This window comes from Micromonospora sp. NPDC049044 (genome assembly GCF_040649215.1).
Taxonomy (GTDB): domain Bacteria; phylum Actinomycetota; class Actinomycetes; order Mycobacteriales; family Micromonosporaceae; genus Micromonospora.
Map to the genome: position 1 here is coordinate 99666 of NZ_JBEZFA010000017.1, position 25386 is coordinate 125051.

Here is a 25386-nt window from a genome sequence, read left to right on the forward strand (position 1 = left end):
GGCCGGCCGCCGGCGCGCGCCTCGCACCGCCGGCCGCCGGACGGCGCGACTCGGACGGTTAGCCGCCGCCCCGGACGTTGCGGACGCCGAATGCCACAGCTCCGATGACGAGCACGACGCCCAGGAGCTGGAGGCCGGGCGAGTCGTCGGCCTCGCCGAGCACGATGCCGGCGACGCCGATGGCGACCGCGAGAACGGCGGCGACGGTCAGCGCGTACCTCATGGGGTTTCCTCCTCTACCCACTCGAGCAGATCTCCGGGCTGGCAGCCGAGCACCCGGCACATCGCTTCAAGCGTGCTGAAGCGGACGGCCTTGGCCCGGCCGTTCTTGAGCACCGCCACGTTGGCCGGCGTGAGCCCGACCCGCTCGGCGAACTCGCCGACACTCATCTTGCGTTTGGCCAACTCGACGTCGATGCGGACGACGATGGGCATCAGATCACCGCCTCCATGTCGGTCCGCAGGGTGGTTGCCTGCCGCAGCAGCGCACGCATCACCACCATGAGGAGGCCGAGCACCGTGACGCCCATCGTCAGCAGGAACAGCAGGATCGGTCCGCCCGGGTCGTCCGCGTTGAAGCCGACGTAGAGGAAGACCCCCACGAGCACGACCCACGCGGCGCCCACGGCCCACACGATCAGGTCGACCCACTTCAGGGACGCTTCGGTGAAGATGCGGTCGTTCTTGACCAGGCTGAGCAACTTCCACGTCGACACGATGACCACCTGGACGCACAGCACCCAGAAGACCGTCACGGCGGTCAGCGGCCACCGGAGGTAGGCGTGCTCCGGCGACTCCTGGGCCATGTGCGCGAACTGCCCGGGCAGCGAGAACGTCTGGAACCCGATCAGGACCACGAACAGCACCCCGAGGAAAACTCTGAGAGCGGCTACCGCTCGATGCTCTACAACCATGCATCGAGTTTCGCTCGCTACCTATCGAAAGTCAATCGGTCTGCCGAGGTTCGCCGCCCGGCTGCGGAGGCGTCGGCCCAGCGACCGGCCGCGCCTTCTGCGGGTAGAGCGCCTCGTGGCGGGCCAGCATGGCGACGAACTCGGCGATCTTCCGCTCGCGGGTCTGCACCCGCTTGACGGCGTTGAGGCGGTAGATGAGAGCGAACCGGTTGGCCTTGGTGAGCACGTCGAACATGGCCTGCGCGGCGGGTTCGGCGGCGATGGCGGCGAGCAGGTCGGCCGGCACCTCGGCCTCCGAGGATGGCGCGTAGGCCGCCGACCAGCGCCCGTCCGCCTTCGCGGCCTCCACGGCGGCGCGACCCGGGGGCAGCATGCGCCCCTCCGCCTCCAACCGGGCCACGTTGGCGACGTTGCGCTGCGACCAGGAGCTGCGCGGCCTGCGCGGGGTGAACCGGATCCACGAGCTCTCCTGATCCCGTTTGCGGGCCTGCCCGTCGATCCAGCCGAAGCACAGCCCCTCGTCGACCGCCTGCTGCCAGGTGAGCGTCGTGGCCGTGCCGCCCTTCTTGGTAAGGGCGAGCCAGACACCCGGCGACGTGGCGTGGTGGGCGGACAACCACGCGCGCAGGGCGTCGGCATCCGCGACGATCAACTCATCCAGCTCCGGGCTCGCCATGCCGGCAGGCTAACCGCCACGGCCGACACCGACACCGCCACAGCCACCGGGGGGTCGACGCCGTCGGCCGCTCAGGACCTAGCATCGTCGCCATGGCAACGCGGCTCGTGCAGATCAACATGAAGGCCCGGGACGATTCCGCACTCGGCGGTTTCTGGGCGGCGGCGCTCGGCTGGGGAATCGCCAGCGAGGAACCCGGCGTGACGAACCTCGAACCCGAGGGCTTCACCTACCCCGATCCCGTCGCCGTGTGCGTCGACCTCGTCGTCTCCACGGAGCCCAAGACGGTGAAGAACCGCGTACACATCGACCTCGCCACCACCTCGGCGGCGCACCAGGCGCAGGTGGTCACGCGCCTGCGGGATCTCGGTGCGACGCTTGCCGACGTCGGCCAGGGCGACGCCCCGTGGACGGTGATGGCCGACCCGGAGGGCAACGAATTCTGCGTGCTGGACCCTCAGCCGCGCTACCGGGACACCGGCCCGATCGCCGCGGTGGTTGTCGACTGCGCCGATCCGCGAGCCATGGCCAGCTTCTGGGACAGCGCCATGGACTGGACCCTGCACGAGGTGACCGAGCACAGCGCGGTGCTGCGCTCCGCCAAGGGAGTCGGCCCGTATCTGCGGTTCGTCCGCACCCCCGAGACGAAGACCGGATGGAACCGCGTCCATCTCGACGTTCGCCCGTACCCGGGCGACGACCTGGCGGCCGAGGCGGCCAGACTGCGGACGCTCGGCGCCACCGACGTCGACCTGGGCCCGAACGAGGTCCCGTGGCAGGTCCTCGCCGACCCGGAAGGCAACGAGTTCTGCCTGCTCAGCCCCAGCTGATCCCGCACCCCACCATTCGCGCAGCGTGGCCACCGGACCGCCCGTACGCTGCGACGCACCCGGCGGCGGGGGTTCCGGGAGTCCCGTGCACCCCCGCCCGGTCCGAGCGGGCGGGGTCGGCTACGTCCGGCGGTGGTAGTGGTTGCGACGCGGGATCTGATCGGGGTCGAGCCAGGCCGGCGGCAGGAACTCCGGATGGCTGTCGTCGCCGAGCCGGACGACCCAGTCGGTCTGGTGCAGGTGCCGGTGATGGTGGCCGCAGAGCAGCACCGCGTTGTCGAGGCTGGTCGGGCCGCCGTCGGCCCAGTGCCGGATGTGGATGGCGGCGTCGCAGGCGAGCCGGCGCACCGTGTCGGGAGCGAGGCGCAGACCGACGTCGAGCGTGCCGGCGTGCAACTGCCGGGTCAGCTCGTCGAAGCCGGTGGTGACGACGAGCTGGGCCGGTTCGCCGCCATGCTCCGGCAGCTCACCGGTGCTCAGGGCAAGCCGGCACACGTCGGCGAGGGCGTCGTGGCGGCGCTGGCCGGGGGTGCGCGTGTCGTCGGGCCCGCTGGGTGCGCTGAGCGGGTCGATGGCGGCGCGCACGAGCGCTGCGGTCTCCGCGTCGAGGGTGCCGCTGAGCCGTAGCCGACCACCGGTCTGCTCGGAGACTGTGACATGCCGGTCGCGGGTTGCCCGGGCGGCCTCGGCGTCCAGCGCCGCGTGAGCGGCGGCGTCGGCGATCTCGGGGGCGACGTGGTCGAGGATGCGGGTGCTGAGCTTGCGAGCAGGGTGGGATCGAACTGCTCGGCCCATTCGACAAGCACCCCGACGGCCTTGTCGGCGACCTCCGGCCCGGCGGCCGTCCGCACGGCGCTGACGGCCTCGACGATGACCCGGGCCTGCTCCAGGCGGACCGCGCCAGTGGCCAGCGCATCGCGCACCCCGGCCGGGGCGGCGTCGACCGAGGCGGCCAGGTCGACCAGCCGACGGGCGGCGGCGACGTCGAGCCGCAGCCGGTGCCGCAACCACACGGCCGTCGAGGACGCACCCTGCGCGACCGCGGTGCCCCGACCATCCAACTCCCGCACCAGGGCCAACCGCACCGCCGCCAGCCGCTGCTGAACCCGGTGCGCAGCGTCGAGCGCCGCGATCAGATCGTGCGCGGAGAGCGCCCAGGTGGGCGCGTCGGTGCAGGTCGCCACCGCGCTCTCCGCCCACGCCAACTCGTCGATCACATGCCGACATTAGAACAGGTGTACGACAACTTCCGTGGTGCTGCCACGCCGGCCGGCGCCGTCACCCTGACGGACCCTCGGGCACGTCCCTGGCCTGCGGCTCATCACCACACTCACCCACTTCGGCACCGCCACCGACGTCACCATCGCCGAGGTGCGACTGGAAGCATTCCTCCCGGCCGACGAGACCACAAGCGCCGCACTGGCCGAGCTCGTTACGTGGTGAACCAGGCATCCGCTCGTGCCGCCGGTGGGGCGCCCGGGGGCATCGCGCCGGCGAGCCGGCTGTCACTATGGCTGTGTGGTGCCGGTCGAGGAGAGTTTGCCGTTTCGATGGGACCTGGTCACGCCGGACCAGCTGGGAGCGTTACTCGATGGTGCCGCACCCCCGGACCTGTGGTTCCTCGATGATCTGGTCGCGTGCACAGGGAAGGTGCTGGCCCGCAGCGGGAACGGCGATCTGTACTTTGTCGGCAGATCGTTGGACTCGATGTTCGACCTGCTCGGTGGGATCCTCTCCGGGCCCATCGGCGTGCAGCGACTGCATCGGCTGCCGCTGTCGTTCCGGCGTCCGCCTGTCGAGTTCGGCGGCCCGCGGCGGCCGTTGACCTACGCCGAGGTGGCCCAGGGACGCCGCTTCCTGGCCGCCGTCGGATTGACGCCACATGAGTTGGCTCGGCGGGACCGGCCGGCGGTCCTGATCGACGTGGTCCATCGTGGTGGGACGTTCACCGAACTGTTCACCCTCGTGCGTGACTGGGTCGACCAGGAACGCGAGCCATGGTCGGTCATCCGCCGCAAGCTGCGCTTCATCGGTGTCACCAGCCGGACCAAGACCAGCCCGAACACGTACCGGTGGCACCAGCACGCCGACTGGACCCGGACGCTGCCAGCCGCCGCCGTGGTCAACGTGTCGCTGCGTGAGTGGGTCTGGTCGCACTTCGGGGACCATCAGGTGAAGTTGACCCGCTCGTTGTCCCCCGACCGGTGGCTGGCCGAAGCCGAAGGACCCGGCCGTGACGACAAAACCCGGCAGGCCCTCGCCGAGGCCGCCGCACTGGTGGCCTACGGCCGCAGCCGGGCCGGCCGCCACGCCGTCGCCGCTGCCGTGGGACGCGATCCGGCGCTCGAACAGGCCTGGCTACGCACCCTCGTCCTGAATCTCAAGAAGAGCTGAACGGCCGGCCAGCCAGGTGGCGCGGACGGTGAACCTCAGGAGCCGGCCCCGGGCAGCCGGCACCCAGCGCGCTCAGGCGCTCTCGCCCTCCGGGGCGCGCTTGGCGCGGCTCGGCTGCACCCGTTTGGGCTCGCCGGGCATCTTCGGGTGGTCCGGCGGGTACGGCAGGTCGCCCAGGCCGGCGGCGGCGTCCCGGTCGGCCCACTCCAACAGTGGGGTGATGTCCCACGGGGCGTCGTCGATGCCGGCGTGCGGGTCGCCGCGCTCGGCGAGCCGGGCCGGCACGGTACGCAGGTCGAAGTCGTCCGGGTCGACGTCGGGCAGCTCGTCCCAGCTGACCGGGGTCGAGACGGTGGCCCGGGCGTTGGCCCGCAGCGAGTACGCGCAGGCGATCGTCCGGTCCCGGGCCATCTGGTTGAAGTCGACGAAGACCCGGCTGCCGCGCTCCTCCTTCCACCAGGCGGTGGTGACCAGGTCGGGCTGGCGACGCTCCACCTCGCGGGCCAGCGCGATGGTGGCCCGGCGCACCTCGGTGAACGTCCACCGGGGCTGGATGCGCAGGTAGACGTGCACACCCCGGCCACCGGAGGTCTTCGGCCAACCGGTCACGCCCAGCTCGTCGAGGAGCGCGCGGACCTCCGCGGCGGCCCGCGCCGCGTCGGCGAAGTCGGTGCCGGGCTGCGGATCCAGGTCGATGCGCAGCTCGTCGGGTCGGTCGGCGTCGGCGGCGCGCACCGGCCACGGGTGGAAGACGATGGTGCCCATCTGCGCCGCCCAGGCCACGTGCGCCAGATCGGCCGGGCACAGCTCCGCGGCGCTGCGACCGCTGGGAAAGGTGATCTGCGCGGTCGTCACCCAGGGCGGCACGCCTCGGGTGGGCACCCGCTTCTGGAAGAACGCCTCGCCCTCGACGCCCTCGGGGAAGCGTTGCAGGGTGGTGGGCCGCTCCCGCAGGGCGCGCATGATCCCGTCGCCCACCGCGAGGTAGTAGTGGAAGACGTCCGCCTTGGTGAAGCCCCGCTGGGGGAAGATCACCCGGTCCGGGCTGCTCAGCCGTACGGTGTGCCCGGCCACCTCGACCTCGGTGACCGCTGCCTTGGTGCCCGCCATCTCGCGACCTTATGCCACGCCTCCGACGTTCGACGTACCGTTGACGGGTGAGTCTTGACGACAACGAGTTGCCCCGCACCGAAGACGAGTGGCGGGTCCGGTTGACCCCCGAGGAATTTCACGTCCTGCGGGAGGCCGGCACCGAACGCCCCTGGGTGGGCGAGTACGTGGACACCAAGACCCAGGGGGTCTACCACTGCCGCGCCTGCGGGCTTGAGCTCTTTTCCAGCGACACCAAGTTCGATTCGCACTGTGGGTGGCCGAGCTTCGACGACGCCATCCCGGGCCGGGTGAAGGAGATCGAGGACCGCAGCCTCGGTATGGCCCGCACCGAGATCCGCTGCGCCCGCTGCGACAGCCATCTCGGGCACGTCTTCCACGGCGAGGGTTTCACCCCGAAGGACACCCGACACTGCGTCAACTCGATCTCGGTCCGGCTGGAACCCCGCTGACCTGAGCGGCTTGGGTGCGGTGACGCGCGCTCACGGCGTACCCCGAAGCAGCTCGACCTCGGCGGTCCGGGACTGCTCGATCCGTCGGGCCAGGTCGCGGACCTGCGCGTCGCGGCCGACGCCGACCGGGGACCGGGCCAGGTCGGCGGCGGCCCGCTGGTGATCGGCGAGCACCTCGCGCAGTGCCCGGTCGACGTCCGCGTCCGGCGCGGTCCGCAGCCGGTCGAGCGCGGCGTCGTCGCCGTGCCCTTCGTGCTGGTGCGCGCCCGCGCCGGCACCCGGCCCGGCAGTGGACAACCAGCCGCGCATCACTGCCAACTCGTCGGCCTCGGTCGCCTCGATGGCGGCGGCCAGGGTGCGCAGCGCATCGTCGCGCACCCGACCCCGAGCCAGCGCGACGATCTGCAGGGTGCGTTCGCTGTGCCCGACCATCGTGGTCAGGAAGACCACGTCGATCCCGCTCATCGCCTCCGGCGCGGACCCGGCGCCCCCGGACCCGGATCCGGGCGACGCCGTTCCGGCCGGGGACGTGGGGCCCGGTTGCGGCACGAGCGGCGGGCTCGACGTGGGTGAGCCGCCGCAGGCGCCGGTGAGCAGCAACGCCGCGACAAGCGACACCAGACGGGTACGACCGGGCATGCCTGGTGCTCCGTTCACGTGGGGACGGCGACACGGGTGCGACAGGTGGCCACACCCGGGCGGTCAGACCTGCAACCAGAGCGCCGGTACGTTCGGCGGCTCCCAGCCGAGGATCGCCGTGTGGGCCTGCCGGCAGCGGTACGTCCGTCCGTCGAAGGTGACCTGGTCACCGACCTGGTACGCGCGGCCGGGCGTCCAGCTGCCGCCCGGGGCGGGCGTCGTGCTCGGGCTGACGGTCGGGGTGGGCCGTGGGGTGGGTGAGGCGCTCGGCGTGGGGGTGGGGGCCGGCCCGCCTCCGCCGCCGATCTGCACATCGATGCAGGAGTAGAAGGCGTTGGCGGTGTCGGAGATGTTCCACACCGCGAGGATCTTCTGCCGTCCGGAGAAGCCGCCCAGGTTGACGGTGTGCGAGACGGTCGCGCCCGGCTGCTGGCCGTTGCCGTTGACCACACCGACCCGGGTGTTGCCGATCCAGTATTCCCAGTTGCTTGTGGCGTGGCGGGCGGTGTTCACCCAGGTGAAGGTCAGCGAAGTGCCGACCGAGGTGGCCGGCCAGCCCCGGCTGTCGTCGTTGAGGACGGCGAACTGGGCGATGCCGGCGTTGCAGCTGCGCAGACCCTTGGGCCCCTCGACGCTCTGCGGCTCGTACCTGATCTGCCCGCAGTCGGGCACCCGGCCCTGAGCGCAGAGCGCCTGCCGGCTGGGCGGTGCGGAGACGTAGCCGTGCGCCTGCGCGGGGGCGGCGACGGTGAGGGTGGCGGCGACAGCACCGGCCGCCACCAGCGGGATGGTGATTCTTCGACGCATCGGGGCGGCTCCTTCTCCAGGGTCCGGTGATTGCCCCCCAACATAATTTAAACATTGTTAACAGTAAAGACTCCCATCAATAAATCAATCGATGGCGACGACTCTGCCGTCAGAGGCGGAGCAGGCTGCCCCGGTCGTCGACCCGGTCGGCCGACTCGTCGTCCAACCAGACGCCGCCGGCGGCGAGGTATCGAAACACGTACTCCCCCGGCGGCAGCTTCACGGTGACCGTCCGCATGCCGTCGCGGCGGACCACCAACTCGTGTCGACCCGGCTCCCAGTCGTTGAAGGAGCCGACGACGCTCACCGGACCGGGCGGGGAATCCCGGGGAAGACAGAAGGTCACCCGGGTCTGGTTGCCGAAGAGCTTGTTGCGCTTGATCACTGTGGCCCTTCCGGGGGTTGCGGCGGTTCACCTGGCACAACGCACAACACGCCGAAGCCGACACGCCGCCCTGACCGCCGAAGAACGGCATTTCGGTGCAGGTGCGTCCGCATTGCGGGCATTCTGAGTCGGATGTCGTAATAGGGAGGTTGACCATGGCCACGTGCGAGGTCTGCGGCAACGACTACTGGATGGCGTTCGAGGTGCACACGGTCAGCGGCGACGTGCACACCTTCGACTCGTTCGAGTGCGCGATCCACCGGATGGCACCGATCTGCGAGCACTGCCAGGTGAAGATCGTCGGGCACGGCGTGGAGGTCAACGGCCGCTTCTTCTGTTGCGGACACTGCGCCCGCGCGGTCGAGGGCGCCGAGGGCGCCGAGATCCGCGACGCCGTCGGCGCCCGCCCGGCCTGACCGTCCATCCGGCCCGGCCCGGCCCGGCCGCCCGGCCTGACCGCCGGCCCGACCTGACCGCCCGGCCCGACCGCCGGCCTGGCCGCGCGGGCCAGAAAGGCCGCGCCCGGTCCCACCGTCCTGCGGTACGGTCGTCGCCATGCGGCCACCGCTGGGTGTTCTTCCCCCACCGCGCTCCTGACCGGAGCGCCGTGCCCTCGCCGACCGGGTGACCGACCCGGCTCGGCCCCTTTCCGTACGCGCTCCGTCGACGTCGTCCCCGTCAACGGCTCACCCATCGGAGCGCCTCCGTGTCCCTTACCCGTACCGTGCCGTCGGCCGCCTCGGCCACTGCCGCCAGTCCGGCCCGCACCGGCCTGATCCAGATCACCGTCACCGGCGTGCTGTGGGGCACCACCGGCGTGGCGGTGCAACTCCTGCGCGACAGCACCGGGCTCAGCCCGGTGAGCATCGGGTTCCATCGTCTCGCGATCGCCGCGCTGGTGCTCCTGCTGTGCACCGTCGGCCGGCTCGGCACACTCCGGTCCGCCCTGCGCGCGGCACCCGTACCGCTGCTGCTCACCGGCCTCGGTCTCGGCCTCTACCAGGCGCTCTACTTCGCCGCGGTGGCGTGGTCCGGGGTCAGCGTCGCCACCGTCGTCAGCCTGGGCCTGGCCCCGGTGCTCGCCGCGGCCTGGGAGTCGGTGCGCGCCCGACGCCTGCCCGGCCCGCTGCGACTGGGCACCCTTGTCGCGGCCGTGGTCGGTCTCGCCCTGATCACCGGCGCCACCGCCGACCCGAGCGCTGCGGCGCCCGCGCCACTGTTCGGCCTGCTCGCCGGGGCCGGCTCCGGCCTCGGGTACGCGGTGACCACCCTGATCAGCCGGAACGTCTCGCAGCACACCACACCGATGACGCTCACCACCGTGTCCACAGTGGTCGGTGCGCTGACCCTCGCGCCGTTCGCAGTTGTCGCCGGGGTCGGCGTGCCGGTACGCCTGGACACCGTGACCCTGCTGCTGCACCTCGGCGTGGTCACCACCGCACTGGCGTACGCGTTGTTCCACGCCGGGCTGCGTACCACCCCGGGCAGCGTCGCCGCCGTGCTGACCCTGCTCGAACCGCTCACCGCCGCGGCGCTGGCGGTGGCGCTGCTGCACGAGCCACTCCCGCTGCCGGTCATCGTCGGCGGCGTGCTGTTGCTCACCGCCGTGGCCGCCACCTACCTGGCACCACGGCCGGACAATCCCTGACGGGCCTACCATCGGTGGGTGCCCCAGCAGACCACCGAACTCCGGACGGCGTCCTTCGCCGACCTCAACGCCCGCACCTTCCACGACCTGCTCAAACTGCGCATCGACGTGTTCGTTGTCGAACAGCACTGCCCCTACCCGGAACTCGACGGACGCGACGTGGAGCCGGGCACCCGGCATCTCTGGCTGACCGACGGCGGCCCGCCGCTGGCGTACCTGCGGATCCTGGTCGACCCGGACGGCACCGCCCGGATCGGTCGGGTGGTGGTCGCCCCGCAGGCGCGCGGCGGCGGGCACGCCGGCCGGCTGATGAGCGCGGCGCTGGAGGTGGTGGGCAACCGGTCCTGCGTGCTGGAGGCCCAGTCGCACCTGGTCGCCTTCTACACCCGGCACGGCTTCGCGCTGAGCGGCCCGGAGTACGTCGAGGACGGCATTCCGCACACCCCGATGCGCCGCGACGTCATTGACGGGTGACGATCTAACTGGCATGGTTCCGGGTAGAAACGTCGCAGGAGCCAGCGACTAGGCGCGGGAGTGGGCAACTCCCGTCGATCCGGGTGTCGTCGTCCGACCTCATCCCCCCGGGGGCTCCATGTCCACTCTCACCCGATCACGACGCGTGCTCTGGTTGCTCGCCATCGCGGCGACCAGCACGCTCCTGTTGACGACCGCACTGAACACCATGCAGGCCCAGCCTGCCTCGGCGCACGGGTCGGTCGTCGACCCGCCCTCGCGCAACTACAGCTGTTGGCAACGTTGGGGTGGCGACTTCCAGAACCCTCGGATGGCCACTGAAGACCCGATGTGCTGGCAGGCCTGGCAGGCCGACCCGGCCGCCATGTGGAACTGGAACGGCCTGTTCCGCGAGGGCGTGGGCGGTAACCACCAGGCCGCCGTCCCGAACGGCCAACTGTGCAGCGGCGGGCGCACCCAGAGCCCGCGCTACAACTCGTTGGACACCATCGGCGCGTGGAAGACCACATCGGTGTCGAACAACTTCCGGCTGCGCTTCTTCGACCAGGCCAGTCACGGCGCCGACTACATCCGGGTGTACGTGACCAAGCAGGGCTTCGACGCGCTCACCGAGCCGCTCGGCTGGGACGACCTGGAGTTGGCCGGTCAGATCGGTAACACTCCGGCCTCCCAGTGGAACCCGGACACCGGTGGCGTCTCCATCCAGATCCCGGTGAACGCGTCCGGGCGCACCGGACGGCACATCGTCTACACCGTCTGGCAGGCCAGCCACCTGGACCAGTCGTACTACCTGTGCAGCGACGTCACCTTCGGGGGCACGAGCAACCCGACGACGCCGCCGCCGACGACCCCGCCGCCCACCACGCCCCCGCCCACCACTCCTCCGCCGACCACCCCGCCGCCCACCACCCCGCCGCCGACCACCCCGCCGCCGGCTGGGGCCTGCTCGGCGACGTACCAGGTCACCGGCCAGTGGTCCGGCGGCTTCCAGGCCGAGGTGAAGGTGACAGCGGGCGGCTCGCCCACCCGAGGCTGGTCGGTGAGCTGGAACTACAACAACGGCCAGCAGGTCACCTCGTCGTGGAACGCGACGGTCAGCACCAACGGCACGCTGGTCACCGCCCGCAACGCCAACCACAACGGCACCCTCGCCGCCGGCGCGAGCACCACGTTCGGATTCCTCGGCTCGTGGAACGGCAGCAACCCGGTTCCGCTGGTCTCCTGCACGACGACCAGTTGATCCCCGGCCGGTGCCGCACCCGGGCGGGGGTGCGGCGCCGGCCGGCGGGCGTCAGACCAGGCAGTTGACGATCTCGGCGACCGAGCGGCGGCGGCCCGTGTAGAACGGGACCTCCTCACGGACGTGCCGGCGGGCGCCGGAGGCGCGCAGGTCCCGCATCAGGTCGACGATCCGGTGCAGCTCGTCCGCCTCGAAGGCGAGCATCCACTCGTAGTCGCCAAGCGCGAACGAGGCCACCGTGTTGGCGCGTACGTCCGGGTAGCCGCGGGCCATCTTGCCGTGCTCGGCCAGCATCTCGCGCCGCTCGGCGTCGGGCAGCAGGTACCACTCGTAGGAGCGGATGAACGGGTACACGCAGATGTAGGGGCGGGCCTCCTCGCCGGCCAGGAACGCCGGGATGTGGCTCTTGTTGAACTCGGCCGGCCGGTGCAGCGCCATCTGCGACCAGACCGGGGTCAGCGCCCGCCCCAGCGTGGTGCGGCGGAACCGCAGGTACGCGTCCTGCAGCGCGTCGCTCGACGCGGAGTGCCACCAGATCATCACGTCGGCGTCGGCGCGCAGGCCGGCGACGTCGTACACGCCGCGGACCACCACGTCCTTGCCGGCCAGCTCCTCGAAGAGGGACTCGACCTCACCTGTGACGTTGTCGCGCAGCGACGGCAGCGGGGCGCTGGCCCGGAACACCGACCACATGGTGTAGCGGATGCTGTCGTTCAGCTCCCGCAGCCGGGCCGCGTTTGTCTGCTCGGTCATCTCGCCGATCCTCCAAGTGCTGTGATGATCTCGTCGGCCGCCGTCTCGCCGGAGCGGACGCAGATCGGAATGCCGACGCCGTCGTAACCGGCGCCGGCCAGGACCACTGTGGGGCACGCGGCCCGTAGCGCCGCCCGGGCGGTGGCGACCCGGTCGGCGTGCCCGGGGGTGTACTGCGGCAGCGCCCCGCCCCACCGCTGCACGTGACCGTGGACCGGGGCGGGCAACGGGGTGCCGAGCACCGCCGACAGCTCCCGGTGCACGGTGGCCGCCAGGTCCGCGTCGGGGCGTTGCAGATGTGCCTCCTCGCCATAGCGGCCGACCGAGGCGCGCACCAACGCCACCCCGTCCGGCCGGCGCAGGTGCCCCCACTTGGTGGTGAAGAAGGTCGCCGCCTTGGTCAGCAGGCCCTCGGTGCTGGGCACCAGAAAGCCGGACAACTCGGGCAGTCGCGGTTCGGGTAGCGCCAGCGTGACAAGCGCGACGCTCGCGTAGTCCAACTCCCCGACAACCGCCGCGGCCGCCGGGGCCGGGCCCGCGAGCAGCCGGGCCGCCGGTCGCGCCGGCACCGCCAGCACCACGGCGTCCACGTCCACCAACTCGGGGTCCCGGGTCGGGCCGACGGTGAGCCGCCAACCTGTCTCGGTCCGGGTCACCTCGCGGACGGCGGCGTCCCGCCGTACCGTCGCGCCGCTGGCTGCCACGGCGGCCTCGACCAGGGTGCCCAGCCCACCGACCAGGGTGCCGAAGACCGGAGCGCCGGGAGCGCGCGGCGCGGCGGCCTGTGCGGCCCGGACCGCGCCGGTCAGGGTGTGCTCCACCCGGGCCGCACGGGCCAGCGCCGGCATCGTCGTGACCAGGGAGAGATCGTCGGCGCGGCCCGCGTACACGCCGCCCAGCATCGGGTCGACAAGCCGCTCGACCACCTCGTCGCCGAACCGGGACCGGACCAGCGCGCCCACCGCGACGTCCGCGTCCGGTCCGACGAGTGGCCGCCCGTCGTCGGTGTCGGCGTCCGCGGCCGGGCGGGCGACCGCTGTCACCCGATCCAGATCCCCGGGTACGCCCACCAGGGTGCCGCCCGGGATGGGGCGCAGCCCACCGTCGATGACGAGCGCGGCCTGGCCCACCGTCGGGTGCACGATCCGGTCGGCCAACCCGAGCCGCCGGATCAGGGCCACCGCTGCGGACTCCGCCCCGGCCGGGTCCCGCATCAGGAACGACTCGGCTCCGAACTCCACAGGCTGGCCGGCCAGCTCTCCGGTACGGAGCTTGCCGCCCAGCGCGCCGGACTGCTCGTACACGGTGATCTCGGTGCCGGCCGGTGCGTGGTCGCGCAGGCGGACCGCGGCGGCCAACCCGGCGATCCCGCCGCCGACCACCGCCACCCGCCAGGGCTGCCGCGTCACCGTGTCAGCCCTGGTCGGCCCGGCGGCTGGAAAGCTCGTGCACCAGCGCGACCACCCGGGTCAACACCTCCGGGTCGGTCTCCGGCAGCACCCCGTGGCCGAGGTTGAACACGTGCCCGGGGGCCGCCCTGCCCTGCTCCAGGATGCGGCGCACCTCGGCCTCGACCACCGGCCACGGCGCGAACAGCACGGCCGGGTCCAGGTTGCCCTGCACCGCCTTGTCCGGGCCGATCCGGTGGGTGGCCACGTCCAGCGGGGTACGCCAGTCGACGCCGACCACGTCCGCGCCGGCCTCGCCCATCGCGCCGAGCAGTTCGGCGGTGCCCACCCCGAAGTGGATCCGCGGCACCCCGGCGTCAGCCAGCCCGCTCAGCACGGCGCTGGAGTGCGGCAGCACGTAACGGCGGTAGTCGGCCTCGGACAACGCGCCCGCCCACGAGTCGAACAGCTGCACGGCCGACACGCCGGCCTCGATCTGCACCCGCAGGAAGGCGAGCGTCATCTCGGCCAGCCGGCCGCAGAGCGTGTGCCACAGCTCCGGGTTGCCGTACATCAGGGCCTTGGTCTTCGCGTGGGTCCGCGACGGCCCACCCTCGACCAGGTAGCTGGCCAGGGTGAACGGCGCACCGGCGAAACCGATGAGCGGGGTGTCGCCCAGCTCGGACACCAGTTGCCGGACGGCCTCGTCCACGTACGGGACGTCGTCGCGGGTGATGGGGCGGATCCGCTCGACGTCGGCGACGGTGCGGACCGGCTCGGCGACCACCGGGCCGGTGCCCGGCACGATGTCCAGGTCGACACCGGCCGCCGCGACCGGCACCACGATGTCGCTGAACAGGATCGCGGCGTCCACGCCGTGCCGGCGCACCGGCTGGAGCGTGATCTCGGTGACCAACTCCGGGCGGCGGCAGGACTCGAGCATCGGCACGGACGCCCGGATCTCCCGGTATTCCGGCAGCGAGCGGCCCGCCTGGCGCATGAACCAGACCGGGGTGTGCGGGCCGGGCCGGCGCTGGCAGGCCCTGACGAAGGGCGAGTCGGCCGGTCCGCCGGGGCGGGGTTCTCCGTCTCGGGCGACAGTGCCCGTGGTGTCCGTGGTCATCGCCGCAATCGTGCCACGCCCACCACCCCCACCCCACCTGGGGTGAAGGGAAGAGCGACAGCTGAGGGCCTCCGGCGGCGCACGGGTGTCGGCGCGCCGTCGAAGCCGGCGGCCGACTGCGGCATAGGCTGCGGACATGGCCCCCCCGATCGCGCTCCCGGAGACGTTCGCCCGCGCGGTCGCCGGGTTGCGATCGGCGACCCCCCGGCCGGAGATCACGCTGGAGGAGGTCGGTGCCCCCCAGCGGCTGGCCCCGTACGCGTTCGCGCTCTCCGCGACAGTGCTGCGCGACGGCGACGAGGTGGCGACCGGCCGGTTGATCCTGCTGCACAACCCCGTCGGCCACGAGGCGTGGCAGGGCACCCTGCGGTTGGTCACCTACGTGACCGCCGAGTTGGAGGTCGACCTGGCCGCCGACCCGCTGCTGCCCGGTGTCGGCTGGACGTGGCTTACCGACGCGTTGGACGCCCAGGGTGCCGGCCACCGGGCGATCGGCGGCACTGTGACACAGACCATGTCGACCCGGTTCGGTGACCTCGCCGGCCCACCGACCGTCGGCGACATCGAGATCCGCGCCTCGTGGACGCCCGTCGACGACGAGCTGACCCCGCACCTGCTCGGCTGGTGCACGCTGCTCGCCTCCACGGCTGGCCTGCCCCCACCGGGGGTCACCGCCCTGTCCGACCGCCGGGCGGCCGGCGCAGCCTGATCGCACCGGTCAGGGGCGGGCGGTCACGGGAGGACGCGGTTCGATGGCACCTAGCAGCACGAACGGGCTTTGTCCGCTGGAACGTCCGGTATCCACGGGGACACCTCGTGGACACCTGACCGTCACACGCCGGACCGGCTGCACCCGCCGGTTCACCGCGCGCACTAGGGTTGGCAGGTGACCGACGAACCACCCCAGCGCCGTCGGCCCGCCGAAGCACTCCCGGGAACCGCACCCCAGCAACCGCCGTCGGCCCAGCCGCAGCCGGCGGACGACGGGGTCGACCCGACCGACGGTGGGCCCGTTCCGCTTACCGCCCCGCGTGACGGCACCCCCGATCCGGTGGCCGCCCCGGCCGAGCTTGCCGAGGTCGTGGCCCGCTTCGCGGCGGGCAGCGGCCCCGTCGCCCTGGACGCCGAGCGCGCCTCCGGCTACCGCTACAGCCAGCGCGCCTATCTGGTGCAGCTACGCCGGGCCGGCGCGGGTACGGCGCTCATCGACCCGCTGCCACTGCCGGACCTCAGCGCGCTTGACGCGGCGATCGGGGACGCCGAGTGGGTGCTCCATGCGGCCAGCCAGGATCTGCCCTGCCTGGCCGAGGTGGGGCTGCGCCCGCGCCGGCTGTTCGACACGGAGCTGGCGGCCCGGCTGGCGGGCTTCGAGCGGGTCGGGCTGGCCGCGCTCACCGAGCAGTTGCTGGGGTTCACCCTGGAGAAGCACCACTCGGCCGCCGACTGGTCGAGCCGACCGCTGCCCGAGTCGTGGCTGACGTACGCGGCCCTCGACGTGGAGCTGCTCACCGACCTGCGCGACGCGCTCGACGCCGAGCTGACCCGACAGGGCAAGTCGGCCTGGGCCGCGGAGGAGTTCGCCGCGCTGGTTCGCACCGGGGCGCGCCCGCCGCGGGTCCGGGCGGAGCCCTGGCGGCGTACCTCCGGCATCCACCGGCTGCGCGGAGCGCGGGCCCAGGCCCGGGTCCGCTCGATGTGGTACGCCCGGGACCAGATCGCTTCCCGGCGGGACGCCGCGCCCGGCCGGGTGTTGCCCGACTCGGCGATCATCGCGGCTGCCGAGTTGGACCCGAAGGACGAGAAGACCCTGCTGACCCTGCCCGGTTTCGGTGGTCGGTCGGTTCGTCGGTTGGCCCGCACCTGGCTCGCCGCCCTCGACGACGCCCGGCAACTGCCGGACGACTCGCTCCCGGTCGCCCCGGCGGTGGAGGGCCCGCCCCCGCCGCACCGTTGGGCCGAACGCGACCCGGTGGCGGCCGGTCGACTGGCCCGCTGCCGGGAGGTGGTGATCCGCATCGCCGGTGCGCACAACCTCCCGCCGGAAAACCTGATCACCCCGGATTCGATCCGTCGGCTGGCCTGGACCCCGCCGGAGGTGCTCACCGAGGAGACGGTCGCGGAAACCCTGCGTGGCCTCAACGCCCGCGAATGGCAGATCGGCCTCCTAACCCCCGACCTCACCGAAGCCCTGACCCCTCCACCCCCCACCCTCCCCTAACCCCACCACCGACCCACCCCCCACCGACCCGCCCCCGCCGGTTGATCATGAAGTTGTTGCCACCCGCATCGGCGTGTCGCGACAACAACTTCATGATCAACGGAGGGCGAGGGCGGGCGCGCGACGCACGCGGGGGCGGGGTGGGAGCGCGCGGTGGGAGGGCGCGGGTGGGATGGGGTGTGGGGTGGGCCACAGCGGGGGGTTGGGACGGGCTTGGTTACTGGCGAGTAGCATTCGATGGAACGTGCCCGTGCCGGCCGACAGCTGTTCGGCCCGGAGCGCCGCCCGGCGGCGCGGAAGCCGAATGATGGTCGAGAAGGAGGCCCAAGTGCCCCGTGAAGTTCGGGATGTCGTCTTCGTCGACGGCGTCCGTACCCCGTTCGGCAAGGCGGGTGGCATGTACGCCAACACCCGCGCCGACGACCTGGTGATCCGCTGTATCCGTGAGCTGCTGCGGCGCAACCCGCAGCTGCCCCCGGAGCGGGTCGAGGAGGTCGCCATCGCGGCCACCACCCAGATCGGCGACCAGGGCCTCACCATCGGCCGCACCGCCGCCCTGTTGGCCGGCCTGCCCAAGACCGTCCCGGGCTTCGCCATCGACCGGATGTGTGCCGGTGCGATGACCGCCGTGACCACCGTGGCCAGCGGCATCGCCATGGGCGCGTACGACGTCGCCATCGCCGGCGGCGTCGAGCACATGGGACACCACCCGATGGGCGAGGGCGTCGACCCCAACCCGCGCATCATCGCGGAGAAGCTCGTCGACCCGTCCGCGCTGGTGATGGGCGCCACCGCGGAGAACCTGCACGACCTGGTCCCGCACATCACCAAGGCGCGCACCGACGCGTTCGCGCTCGCCTCGCAGCAGAAGACCGCCAAGGCGTACGCCAACGGCAAACTCCAGGACGACCTGGTGCCGATGTCGATCCGCGACGAGGAGGGTGGCTGGGGCCTGGCCACCGTGGACGAGGCCCCGCGGGACACCTCGCTGGAGAAGCTCGCCACCCTGAAGACCCCGTTCCGCCCGCACGGCAAGGTCACCGCGGGTAACGCGGCGGGCCTGAACGACGGTGCCACAGCGAGCCTGCTCGCCGACGAGGCCACCGCCCGCGAGCTGGGCCTGCCGGTAGCCATGCGGCTGGTGTCGTTCGGTTTCGTCGGGGTGGAGCCGGAGGTGATGGGCGTCGGCCCGATCCCGTCCACGGAGAAGGCACTGCGTCTCGCCGGCCTGACCATCGACGACATCGGCCTGTTCGAGCTGAACGAGGCGTTCGCCGTGCAGGTGCTCGCCTTCCTCGACCACTTCGGCATCGCCGACGACGACCCCCGGGTCAACCCGTGGGGCGGTGCGATCGCCATCGGCCATCCCCTCGCGTCGTCGGGTGTACGGCTGATGACGCAGCTCGCCCGCCAGTTCGCCGAGCACCCCGAGGTCCGCTACGGCGTGACCGCGATGTGCATCGGCATCGGCATGGGCGGCACCGTGATCTGGGAGAACCCGCACTGGGAGGGCGACAAGTGAAGGCACCGAACGAGGTCGTCACCAGGGCGCTGCTGCGTCAGGTGAACGTACCGGGGCTGGACCGCCCGGCCGCCCTGATCACGCTCGACAACGGCTTCGACCACACCAAGCCCAACACCTTCGGCCCGGGTGGGTTGGTCAGCCTGGACGAGGCGATCACCGCCGCGCTCGCCGCCGACCCGGCGTTCGTCGCGGTCACCGGCAAGCCGTACATCTTCTCGGTGGGCGCGGACATCCTGGGCCTGCCGCAGCTCGCCGACCGCGCGCAGGCGCTGGAGATCGGCCGGCTCGGTCACCGGGTCTTCGCCCGGCTCAAGGACAGCACGGTCCCCACCTTCGCGTTCGTCAACGGCGCGGCGATGGGCGGTGGCCTGGAGTTGGCGCTGCACTGCCACTACCGGACGCTCTCCGGTGGGGCGAGCGCCCTCGCGCTGCCCGAGGTCTCCCTCGGTCTGGTGCCCGGCTGGGGTGGCACCCAACTGCTGCCGAACCTGATCGGCATCCCTGCCGCGACCCAGGTGATCATCCAGAACCCGCTGATGCAGAACAAGATGCTCAAGCCGAAGCAGGCCGCTGAGCTGGGCATCGCGGACGTACTGCTGGAGCCGGCCGACTTCCTGGAACGGTCCCTGGAGTGGGCAGCCGACGTGGTGCGCGGTCGGGTGACGGTGACCCGTCCCGAGGTCGACAAGGACATGTGGGCGGGCGTGCTCTACTTCGCCCGGGAGACGCTGAACCAGCGCCTGCACGGTGCGGTCCCGGCCGCGAACAAGGCCCTCGACCTGCTGGAGATGGCGAAGGACGGCGACTTCGCCGCCGGCACCGCCGCCGAGGACGAGGCCCTCGCGGACCTGATCTTCTCCGCGGAGCTGCGTAGCGGCCTGTACGCCTTCGACCTGGTGCAGCGGCGGGCCAAGCGGCCGGCCGGCGCACCGGACAAGGGGCTGGCCCGACCGATCACCAAGGTCGGCATCGTCGGCGCGGGCCTGATGGCCAGTCAGTTGGCGCTGCTGTTCGCCCGCCGCCTGCAGGTGCCGGTCGTGATGAGCGACCTGGACCAGTCCCGGGTGGACAAGGGCATCGGCTACGTGCACACCCAGATCGAGAAGGCCGTCACCAAGGGCCGGATGGACAAGGGCACCGCCGCCAAGCTGTACGGCCTGGTCAGCGGCACCGTCGACAAGAGCGCCTTCGCCGACGCCGACTTCGTCATCGAGGCGGTCTTCGAGGACCTGGGCGTCAAGAAGCAGGTCTGGGCCGAGTTGGAGAAGATCGTCTCCCCGGAGGCGGTGCTCGCCACCAACACCAGCTCGCTGTCGATCACCGAGATGGCCGCCGAGCTGGAGCACCCGGAGCGGGTTGTCGGCTTCCACTTCTTCAACCCGGTCGCCGTGCTGCCGCTGTTGGAGATCGTCCGCGGTGAGCGCACCGACGACGCCACGCTGGCCACCGCGTTCGCTGTCGGCAAGCAGCTCAAGAAGTCGAGCGTGCTGGTCAAGGACGCCCCGGCGTTCGTGGTGAACCGGCTGCTCACCCGCTTCCTGGGCACCGTCTTCGCGGCCGTCGACGCCGGCACCCCGCTGGACGTGGCGAACAGCGCACTGGACCCGCTGGGCCTGCCGATGCGCCCGCTGGCACTGCTGCAGCTGGTCGGGCCGGCCGTGGCGTACCACGTGGGTGGGACCCTGCACGCGGCGTACCCGGACCGGTTCGGTGTCAGCGAGAACCTCAAGCGGATCGCCGACTCCGGGCAGCCGATCGTGGTCGACGACCAGGTGAACGACGAGGTGGCCAAGCTGCTCGTCGTCGGTGACCAGCCGTTGACCGCCGAGCAGGTACGCCAGAACGCGCTCGACGCGCTCGCGCAGGAGATCCGGCTGATGCTGGACGAGGGCGTGGTCGCCGAGGCGCAGGACATCGACCTGTGCATGATCCTGGGTGCCGGCTGGCCGTTCCACCTGGGTGGTGTGACGCCCTACCTGGACCGCACCGGCACCTCCGAGCGGGTCACCGGTAAGCGGTTCCTGCCGACCGGGGTGGCGAGCCTGCCGGCCTGAGAAGCACGCAGCCCACCGTCGCGGTGGTCGGACCGTCCCGCGTGGATGGCCGACCACCGCGACCGTTTGTGATCACTCGGCCGTCCGGGGCGTTCCCCGCGAGGGACATCACCGGTCGCCGCACCGGGTTAGGATCACGCGCTTTGCACCCCTGACTTGGAGCTAACTGATGTCACAGCCGCCGGCCACCCCGTACGGCCCGCCGCACGACTCCCCCAACCCGCCGCAGCAGCCAGGCCAGCCGCAGTACCCGGGCCAGCCGCAGTACCCGGGCCAGTCGCAGTATCCGGGCCAGCCGCAGCCGCAGTACCCGGGGCAGCCGCAGCAGCCCGGTGGGTGGCCGCCGCCGCAGCAGCAGGGGTTCCCGCCCGCGCAGCCGGGTCAGCCGTACCTGCCCGCCGGTCCGCCTCCGGCGAAGAAGTCGAACGTCGGCAAGATCGTGCTGATCGTGTTGGCAGTGGTGCTGGTGCTCTGCCTCGGCGGCGCGGCGGTCGCCTGGTTCGCTCTCAAGGGGCCGGTGAGCGAGGCCGTGGACGCCACCAAGACCCGGGTTGTCGCGCCGGCGACCCTGGCCGGTCGGCCGAAGGTCACCGACCCGCAGTTGCAGGCGGCCGCCGATGATCTGGTCAACAACATGAAGGCGGAGGTGCAGGGCGAGACGAGCACTGTCGGCGCCTTCTACGGCGACCCGATCAAGCAGGACCTCGTCATGATCGCCGCCGCGTCCGGTCTGATGACGGACCCCAAGAAGGAGTTGGACACCGCTGTCGCCGGGCTCTCCACCGAGCTGAACGTGACGAACATGGCGGTGGTCGAGGCCGGCCCGCTCGGCGGCGACGCGAAGTGCGGCGACGGCAAGGCCGCCGGGAACATCCAGCTGGGCGTGTGCGTCTGGGCCGACCGCGGCAGCGTGGGCATGGTGGTGGTCTACTTCAAGACCGCCAAGCAGGTGGAGGCCGAGTTCGTCACCATCCGGGGCCAGGTCGAGCAGCGCTGACGAGCCGTCGGACGGCCGGGGCCCCGGCCACCCCAGGGTGGCCGGGGCCCCACGCCGTCCGACCCGGACCGCTCAGGCGACCGGGAAGTACGCGTTCAGCTTGCTGCGCAGGTGGGCCGCGTAGATGAAGCCGAGCACCGGGTTGCCGCGGTAGGCGCTGGCCGTGCCGCTGCCGACCTCCACCGCCACCGGTCGGGCCACCGCTGCAAACTTCACCTGCTGACCCCCCTGTGCCCACGCCGCGGCCGCCGGCTCGACCTGGGTGCCGACCAGGGCGGGAAACACCGCCACGCCGTTCTGGAAGCCACGCAGCTGCCCCTTGCGGGCCAGGACGTAGTCCATCGCCGTGGCGGTGAACCGCTGCAGGGCGTCCGCCGTGACAAGCGTCGCCGGCGCGGCCACCGTGAACAGGTGCAGCTTGGTCGCCATCCACCGCATCCGGAAATCGCCCCGGTGGCCGATCAGCACCGGTACGCCGCCCCAGTCCTCGGTCCGCACCTCACAACCGTCGGCGCGAAGCCGCTCGCCGGTCGCGGTGAGGTACGCCCGTACCGGCTCGGTCCCCGTCGTGTCCATCTGCCCACACATCCTTCGTCTGGCTGCCGTGGCCGCTCATCTAACACCACGGCAGCCGGTCGCGCCGCCCCTGTTGATCATCAGTGGCGGCGGACAGCGCAGCAGCCCCTAGACCGGCTCGGCCGCATCCGCCGCCGGGACGCCCGCCGGTGCCGCGGCCCGCTCGGCAGCGCTGCGCAACACGCAGAACTCGTTGCCCTCCGGGTCGGCGAGCACCACCCAGCCGCTGCCGTCCGGCCGGGTCTGGTCGGACACGAGCGTCGCGCCGATGCCGAGCAGCCGCTCGACCTCCTCGGCCCGGGACCGGTCGGCCGGTTGCAGGTCCAGGTGCAGCCGGTTCTTCACCGCCTTGCCCTCGGGCACGGCGAGGAACAGCACCTCCGGCCCGCCCGGAGGCAGCAGCATCGCCTCCGGGTCGCCGGGAAAGTCGTCCGGCTGCCGCGGGCAGTCGAAAACCTGGGACCAGAAACCGGCGAGGGCGTACGTGTCGTGACAGTCGAAGCTGATGTTGTGGATCGTCGAACTCACAGTTGGTCCTCCACAGTGGTGGTGACGACACGCTCCCCGGCGCCGCGTACGACGCAGAACTCGTTGCCCTCCGGGTCGGCGAGCACCGCCCAACCTGTGCCGTCGGCGCGGCGTCGGTCGGCGACCATGGTGGCACCGAGGCCGAGCACCCGCTCGATCTCCTCGTCCCGGGTCCGGTCGACGGGTTCCAGGCAGATGTGCAGCCGGTTCTTTGTCACCTTGTCCTCCGGCACCGCCTGGAAGAACAGGTTGGGCGTGGCCTCGTCCGGCGGCAGCAGGGCCGCCTCCGGATCACCGGGGGCATCCTCGCCGTGCCGGGCGTACCCGAGCACTGCCGACCAGAAGCCGGCCAGGGCGTACGTGTCGTGACAATCGAAGCTGATGCTGCGGATCCGTGGATACACGGGTGTTCCCCTCCGAATGGGATGGGACGCCCCCGCCTCGGGGAGTCAGCCGGCGCAGACCCGGGGCGCGGAGTCGTGGTTGGTGGACATCGACGCACCCCCTCTCGCTCTCGAGCTGACCCGGGTGATCTTTCCAGCGGCCGAGCGCTGCGCGCAACCCCGTTTCAGCCGCCGGCGGACGCGGAACCGGTCAGCGCGGGCGCGTCCGCCGTCGGCAGGGTGACGGTCACCTCCAGGCCGCCGCCGGGCTGGGCCACCACCCGGACGGTGCCGCCGTGCGCCTGGCAGACCGCCCGGACGATGGACAACCCCAGACCGGAACCACGGGCCCCGGTGCGTTCCCGGCCACCGCGTCGGAACGGCTCGAACAGCCCCGGCACGTCGGCCTGGTCCACCTCGAACCCGGTGTTGCCCACGACCAGCCAGGACCGCTCACCGTCGGTACCGGTACGCACCCAGAGCCGGCCGTGCAGGTGGTTGTAGCGAACCGCGTTCTCGATGAGGTTTCCGGCCAACCGGTCCAGCAGCCCCGGGTCACCGACGACAGGCGCGGACTCCAACGACGTCTGCACCCGCAGGCCGATCCGTTCCACCTCGCGGCGCATCGCCGACAACGCGTTGGCGGTGCCCGCCGAGAGGTCACACTCGGTACGCCGGCCCAGTTGTCGCCCGGCCTGCGCCTCGCTGCGCGCCAACACCAGCAGCGCGTCTACCAGGCCGTTGGCCCGCTCGGACGCGTCGCGGACCACTGTCGCCATCCGGCGGTACTCGGCCGCGTCCGCGTCGTCGTCGCTGAGCGTCACGTCGATTTCGGTCCGCATCACGGCAAGTGGGGTACGCAGCTCGTGCGAGGCGTTCGCCACGAAACGCTTCTGCGCCTCGAACGCGGACGCGATCCGGTCGAGCATGGCGTCGAACGTCTTCGCCAGCTCGGCCACCTCGTCGTCGGCGCCCGAGTAGCCGATGCGCTGGTCCAGGGTGGCCTCGCCGAGGCGCTGCGCGGTCGCCGTGACCTGGTGCAGTGGGCGCAGCGCCCGGCCCGCCACCGCGTACGCGCCGGCCACCCCGACCACGCTTATCGCCAACAGCGCGACCAGGCCCTTGGCCAGCAGCTCCCCCGAGGCGGAGTCAACAAGTCGCTGCTGCCACTCGGCGGCGTCCATCCGCCCGCCGTCGGAGAGCAGCACAGTCGTGCCGGGCAGCAACTCGTCGGTGGGGCGCAGCGCGTCACGGACCAGCAGCCAGGCGAGCACCACCAGGATCGCCCCCGCGCCGACAAGGAGCACCCCGTTGAGCAGGGTCAACCGCAACCGCAGGGTGGGCCGTACCCGGCGGCTCACAGTGCTCCCTCCGTTCGCGACCGCGGGGCTCGCAAACCCGGCTCGCTCCTCGCGCTCACAGCGCACCCCCGGTTCGCGACTGCGGGGCTCGCAAACCCGGCTCACTCCTCGCGCTCACAGCGCACCCCCGGTTCGCGACTGCGGGGTTCGCAAACCCGGCTCACTCCTCGCGCTCACAGCCCCACCTCGGCCGTGCGGTAGCCCGCGCCCACCACTGTCTCGATCAGCGGTGGGTCACCGAGCTTCTTGCGCAGCGTCATCACGGTGACGCGGACGATCGTGGTGAACGGGTCGGTGTTCGCGTCCCAGACCCGTTCCAGCAGCTCCTCACTGGAGACCACCGCGCCGCGCGCCTTGAGCAGCTCGCTGAGCACCCCGAACTCCTTGTTCGTCAGGTCGACGGGCAACCCGGCGCGGGTGGCCACCCGGCGGGCCGGGTCGAGCACCAGGTCGGCCAGTTCGAGCACCGGCGGCGCGGCCGGGGTGGCCCGGCGGCCCAGCGCCTGCACCCGGGCGACCAACTCGTCGAAGGCGAACGGTTTGGGCAGATAGTCGTCCGCGCCGAGCTGCAACCCCTCCACCCGGTCGGCCACCGTGCCGCTCGCGGTGAGCATCAGCACCCGGGTCAGCGCGCCGGAGGCGGCCAGGTCCGCGCAGATCTGGTCACCGTGCACGCCGGGCAGGTCACGGTCCAGCACCACCACGTCGTACCTGGTGACGAACGCCGCCTCGTGGCCGGCGTCGCCGTCGTACGCCACGTCGACCGCCATCCCCCGCTTGCGCAACCCGCGCGCGATCGCGTCGGCGAGGTTGCGCTCGTCCTCCACCACCAGTACCCGCATCCCGGCCTCCTCGCTGCTGACCACCGCCAACCTAGTGCCGGTTGGCAACCATCGTCTCTCGCCCGGTGA

28 protein-coding genes and 1 pseudogene are annotated in these 25386 nt (G+C 72.0%); 12 read left to right on the top strand and 17 right to left on the bottom strand.

Going from position 1 to position 25386, the window contains the following annotated elements; translation table 11 throughout:
• Nucleotides 1-58 precede the first annotated feature (58 nt).
• From AB0B85_RS16730 to AB0B85_RS16745, 4 genes are read right to left on the bottom strand one after another with little or no spacing between them, the layout of a single operon-like run.
• The gene (locus AB0B85_RS16730) at nt 59-223 is read right to left on the bottom strand and encodes a hypothetical protein (protein ID WP_357408072.1); all 165 of its coding nucleotides are present in this window, start codon (nt 221-223) and stop codon (nt 59-61) included.
• Entirely contained in the window at nt 220-435 is a 216-nt protein-coding gene (locus AB0B85_RS16735; RefSeq protein ID WP_278138146.1) for a helix-turn-helix transcriptional regulator, read from the bottom strand. The genes AB0B85_RS16730 and AB0B85_RS16735 overlap by 4 nt, the downstream gene beginning before the upstream one ends.
• Nucleotides 435-914, bottom strand: coding sequence for a DUF2975 domain-containing protein (locus AB0B85_RS16740; protein ID WP_357408075.1), 480 nt, complete (start codon nt 912-914; stop codon nt 435-437). The genes AB0B85_RS16735 and AB0B85_RS16740 overlap by 1 nt, the downstream gene beginning before the upstream one ends.
• A gap of 31 nt (nt 915-945) precedes the next feature.
• Nucleotides 946-1590 (bottom strand): YdeI/OmpD-associated family protein, encoded by a 645-nt coding sequence (locus AB0B85_RS16745; protein ID WP_357408077.1) that lies wholly within the window; start codon nt 1588-1590, stop codon nt 946-948.
• Between the two features lie 92 nt (nt 1591-1682).
• Here AB0B85_RS16745 and AB0B85_RS16750 point away from each other — a divergent pair, with 92 nt between their 5' ends.
• Entirely contained in the window at nt 1683-2420 is a 738-nt protein-coding gene (locus AB0B85_RS16750; RefSeq protein WP_357408079.1) for a VOC family protein, read from the top strand.
• Between the two features lie 120 nt (nt 2421-2540).
• Here AB0B85_RS16750 and AB0B85_RS16755 read toward each other — a convergent pair.
• Nucleotides 2541-3637: pseudogene (locus tag AB0B85_RS16755) on the bottom strand (DUF222 domain-containing protein).
• Nucleotides 3638-3938: 301 nt separating this feature from the next.
• Between AB0B85_RS16755 and AB0B85_RS16760 the strand changes: the two are divergent.
• Nucleotides 3939-4814 carry a hypothetical protein gene (locus tag AB0B85_RS16760; protein ID WP_357408081.1) on the top strand — a complete coding sequence of 292 codons (876 nt, stop codon included), beginning with the start codon at nt 3939-3941 and terminating at the stop codon, nt 4812-4814.
• Between the two features lie 72 nt (nt 4815-4886).
• On the opposite strand, the gene ligD is transcribed toward AB0B85_RS16760, so the two are convergent.
• Nucleotides 4887-5924: a non-homologous end-joining DNA ligase gene (gene ligD, locus AB0B85_RS16765; protein ID WP_357408083.1), complete on the bottom strand. Its 1038-nt coding sequence runs from the start codon at nt 5922-5924 to the stop codon at nt 4887-4889.
• A 47-nt stretch (nt 5925-5971) separates the two neighbouring features.
• Between ligD and msrB the strand changes: the two genes are divergently transcribed.
• On the top strand, nt 5972-6376 hold the full coding sequence (gene msrB, locus AB0B85_RS16770; protein WP_357408085.1) for a peptide-methionine (R)-S-oxide reductase MsrB: 405 nt from the start codon (nt 5972-5974) through the stop codon (nt 6374-6376).
• Between the two features lie 30 nt (nt 6377-6406).
• Here msrB and AB0B85_RS16775 read toward each other — a convergent pair whose 3' ends face one another.
• The 3 genes from AB0B85_RS16775 to AB0B85_RS16785 form a co-directional block, all read right to left on the bottom strand.
• On the bottom strand, nt 6407-7015 hold the full coding sequence (locus AB0B85_RS16775) for a DUF305 domain-containing protein (protein ID WP_357408088.1): 609 nt from the start codon (nt 7013-7015) through the stop codon (nt 6407-6409).
• Nucleotides 7016-7078: 63 nt separating this feature from the next.
• Nucleotides 7079-7822, bottom strand: coding sequence for a lytic polysaccharide monooxygenase (locus AB0B85_RS16780; RefSeq protein WP_357408090.1), 744 nt, complete (start codon nt 7820-7822; stop codon nt 7079-7081).
• A gap of 109 nt (nt 7823-7931) precedes the next feature.
• Nucleotides 7932-8207, bottom strand: coding sequence for a glycoside hydrolase (locus AB0B85_RS16785; protein WP_357408092.1), 276 nt, complete (start codon nt 8205-8207; stop codon nt 7932-7934).
• Between the two features lie 155 nt (nt 8208-8362).
• Here AB0B85_RS16785 and AB0B85_RS16790 point away from each other — a divergent pair, with 155 nt between their 5' ends.
• From AB0B85_RS16790 to AB0B85_RS16805, 4 genes are all read left to right on the top strand, one after another.
• Nucleotides 8363-8623, top strand: coding sequence for a Prokaryotic metallothionein (locus AB0B85_RS16790; RefSeq protein WP_355051720.1), 261 nt, complete (start codon nt 8363-8365; stop codon nt 8621-8623).
• Between the two features lie 290 nt (nt 8624-8913).
• The gene (locus tag AB0B85_RS16795; RefSeq protein WP_357408094.1) at nt 8914-9855 is read left to right on the top strand and encodes an EamA family transporter; all 942 of its coding nucleotides are present in this window, start codon (nt 8914-8916) and stop codon (nt 9853-9855) included.
• Between the two features lie 18 nt (nt 9856-9873).
• A complete protein-coding gene (locus tag AB0B85_RS16800) occupies nt 9874-10329 on the top strand; it encodes a GNAT family N-acetyltransferase (protein WP_357408096.1) in 456 nt (151 codons plus the stop codon).
• Between the two features lie 118 nt (nt 10330-10447).
• Nucleotides 10448-11569, top strand: coding sequence for a lytic polysaccharide monooxygenase (locus AB0B85_RS16805; RefSeq protein ID WP_357408098.1), 1122 nt, complete (start codon nt 10448-10450; stop codon nt 11567-11569).
• A 51-nt stretch (nt 11570-11620) separates the two neighbouring features.
• On the opposite strand, the gene hemQ is transcribed toward AB0B85_RS16805, so the two are convergent.
• From hemQ to hemE, 3 genes are read right to left on the bottom strand one after another with little or no spacing between them, the layout of a single operon-like run.
• Nucleotides 11621-12322: a hydrogen peroxide-dependent heme synthase gene (hemQ, locus tag AB0B85_RS16810; protein WP_357408100.1), complete on the bottom strand. Its 702-nt coding sequence runs from the start codon at nt 12320-12322 to the stop codon at nt 11621-11623.
• Nucleotides 12319-13731, bottom strand: a complete 1413-nt coding sequence (hemG, locus tag AB0B85_RS16815; protein WP_357408102.1) for a protoporphyrinogen oxidase — start codon at nt 13729-13731, stop codon at nt 12319-12321. The genes hemQ and hemG overlap by 4 nt, the downstream gene beginning before the upstream one ends.
• A gap of 4 nt (nt 13732-13735) precedes the next feature.
• Nucleotides 13736-14833, bottom strand: a complete 1098-nt coding sequence (hemE, locus tag AB0B85_RS16820) for a uroporphyrinogen decarboxylase (RefSeq protein ID WP_357408104.1) — start codon at nt 14831-14833, stop codon at nt 13736-13738.
• 136 nt (nt 14834-14969) lie between these two features.
• Here hemE and AB0B85_RS16825 point away from each other — a divergent pair, with 136 nt between their 5' ends.
• The 5 genes from AB0B85_RS16825 to AB0B85_RS16845 all read left to right on the top strand — a co-directional run bounded on the left by AB0B85_RS16825 (nt 14970) and on the right by AB0B85_RS16845 (nt 21627).
• Entirely contained in the window at nt 14970-15542 is a 573-nt protein-coding gene (locus tag AB0B85_RS16825) for a DUF3000 domain-containing protein (protein ID WP_357408107.1), read from the top strand.
• Between the two features lie 177 nt (nt 15543-15719).
• The gene (locus AB0B85_RS16830) at nt 15720-17051 is read left to right on the top strand and encodes a ribonuclease D (protein WP_357408109.1); all 1332 of its coding nucleotides are present in this window, start codon (nt 15720-15722) and stop codon (nt 17049-17051) included.
• A gap of 328 nt (nt 17052-17379) precedes the next feature.
• Complete coding sequence (locus AB0B85_RS16835; protein WP_357408111.1) at nt 17380-18573, top strand: thiolase family protein; 1194 nt, start codon at nt 17380-17382, stop codon at nt 18571-18573.
• Nucleotides 18570-20630, top strand: a complete 2061-nt coding sequence (locus AB0B85_RS16840; RefSeq protein WP_357408113.1) for a 3-hydroxyacyl-CoA dehydrogenase NAD-binding domain-containing protein — start codon at nt 18570-18572, stop codon at nt 20628-20630. The genes AB0B85_RS16835 and AB0B85_RS16840 overlap by 4 nt, the downstream gene beginning before the upstream one ends.
• 169 nt (nt 20631-20799) lie before the next feature.
• Nucleotides 20800-21627 carry a hypothetical protein gene (locus tag AB0B85_RS16845; protein ID WP_357408115.1) on the top strand — a complete coding sequence of 276 codons (828 nt, stop codon included), beginning with the start codon at nt 20800-20802 and terminating at the stop codon, nt 21625-21627.
• A 72-nt stretch (nt 21628-21699) separates the two neighbouring features.
• Here the strand turns inward: AB0B85_RS16845 and AB0B85_RS16850 are convergent, their stop codons facing one another.
• The 5 genes from AB0B85_RS16850 to AB0B85_RS16870 form a co-directional block, all read right to left on the bottom strand.
• A complete protein-coding gene (locus tag AB0B85_RS16850) occupies nt 21700-22203 on the bottom strand; it encodes a levansucrase (RefSeq protein WP_357408117.1) in 504 nt (167 codons plus the stop codon).
• Between the two features lie 108 nt (nt 22204-22311).
• Entirely contained in the window at nt 22312-22731 is a 420-nt protein-coding gene (locus AB0B85_RS16855) for a VOC family protein (RefSeq protein ID WP_357408119.1), read from the bottom strand.
• A complete protein-coding gene (locus AB0B85_RS16860) occupies nt 22728-23135 on the bottom strand; it encodes a VOC family protein (protein ID WP_357408121.1) in 408 nt (135 codons plus the stop codon). The genes AB0B85_RS16855 and AB0B85_RS16860 overlap by 4 nt, the downstream gene beginning before the upstream one ends.
• 164 nt (nt 23136-23299) lie before the next feature.
• The gene (locus AB0B85_RS16865; RefSeq protein WP_357408123.1) at nt 23300-24475 is read right to left on the bottom strand and encodes a HAMP domain-containing sensor histidine kinase; all 1176 of its coding nucleotides are present in this window, start codon (nt 24473-24475) and stop codon (nt 23300-23302) included.
• A gap of 173 nt (nt 24476-24648) precedes the next feature.
• Entirely contained in the window at nt 24649-25317 is a 669-nt protein-coding gene (locus tag AB0B85_RS16870) for a response regulator transcription factor (protein ID WP_282306997.1), read from the bottom strand.
• Between the last annotated feature and the right edge of the window lie 69 nt (nt 25318-25386).

Bases quoted from the DNA above. Each gene is read 5' to 3' on its own strand.
- AB0B85_RS16730 (WP_357408072.1), bottom strand. From the start codon at position 223: ATGAGGTACGCGCTGACCGTCGCCGCCGTTCTCGCGGTCGCCATCGGC.
- AB0B85_RS16735 (WP_278138146.1), bottom strand. From the start codon at position 435: ATGCCCATCGTCGTCCGCATCGACGTCGAGTTGGCCAAACGCAAGATG.
- AB0B85_RS16740 (WP_357408075.1), bottom strand. From the start codon at position 914: ATGGTTGTAGAGCATCGAGCGGTAGCCGCTCTCAGAGTTTTCCTCGGG.
- AB0B85_RS16745 (WP_357408077.1), bottom strand. From the start codon at position 1,590: ATGGCGAGCCCGGAGCTGGATGAGTTGATCGTCGCGGATGCCGACGCC.
- AB0B85_RS16750 (WP_357408079.1), top strand. From the start codon at position 1,683: ATGGCAACGCGGCTCGTGCAGATCAACATGAAGGCCCGGGACGATTCC.
- ligD (WP_357408083.1), bottom strand. From the start codon at position 5,924: ATGGCGGGCACCAAGGCAGCGGTCACCGAGGTCGAGGTGGCCGGGCAC.
- AB0B85_RS16775 (WP_357408088.1), bottom strand. From the start codon at position 7,015: ATGCCCGGTCGTACCCGTCTGGTGTCGCTTGTCGCGGCGTTGCTGCTC.
- AB0B85_RS16780 (WP_357408090.1), bottom strand. From the start codon at position 7,822: ATGCGTCGAAGAATCACCATCCCGCTGGTGGCGGCCGGTGCTGTCGCC.
- AB0B85_RS16790 (WP_355051720.1), top strand. From the start codon at position 8,363: ATGGCCACGTGCGAGGTCTGCGGCAACGACTACTGGATGGCGTTCGAG.
- AB0B85_RS16805 (WP_357408098.1), top strand. From the start codon at position 10,448: ATGTCCACTCTCACCCGATCACGACGCGTGCTCTGGTTGCTCGCCATC.
- hemQ (WP_357408100.1), bottom strand. From the start codon at position 12,322: ATGACCGAGCAGACAAACGCGGCCCGGCTGCGGGAGCTGAACGACAGC.
- hemE (WP_357408104.1), bottom strand. From the start codon at position 14,833: ATGACCACGGACACCACGGGCACTGTCGCCCGAGACGGAGAACCCCGC.
- AB0B85_RS16825 (WP_357408107.1), top strand. From the start codon at position 14,970: ATGGCCCCCCCGATCGCGCTCCCGGAGACGTTCGCCCGCGCGGTCGCC.
- AB0B85_RS16845 (WP_357408115.1), top strand. From the start codon at position 20,800: ATGTCACAGCCGCCGGCCACCCCGTACGGCCCGCCGCACGACTCCCCC.
- AB0B85_RS16850 (WP_357408117.1), bottom strand. From the start codon at position 22,203: ATGGACACGACGGGGACCGAGCCGGTACGGGCGTACCTCACCGCGACC.
- AB0B85_RS16870 (WP_282306997.1), bottom strand. From the start codon at position 25,317: ATGCGGGTACTGGTGGTGGAGGACGAGCGCAACCTCGCCGACGCGATC.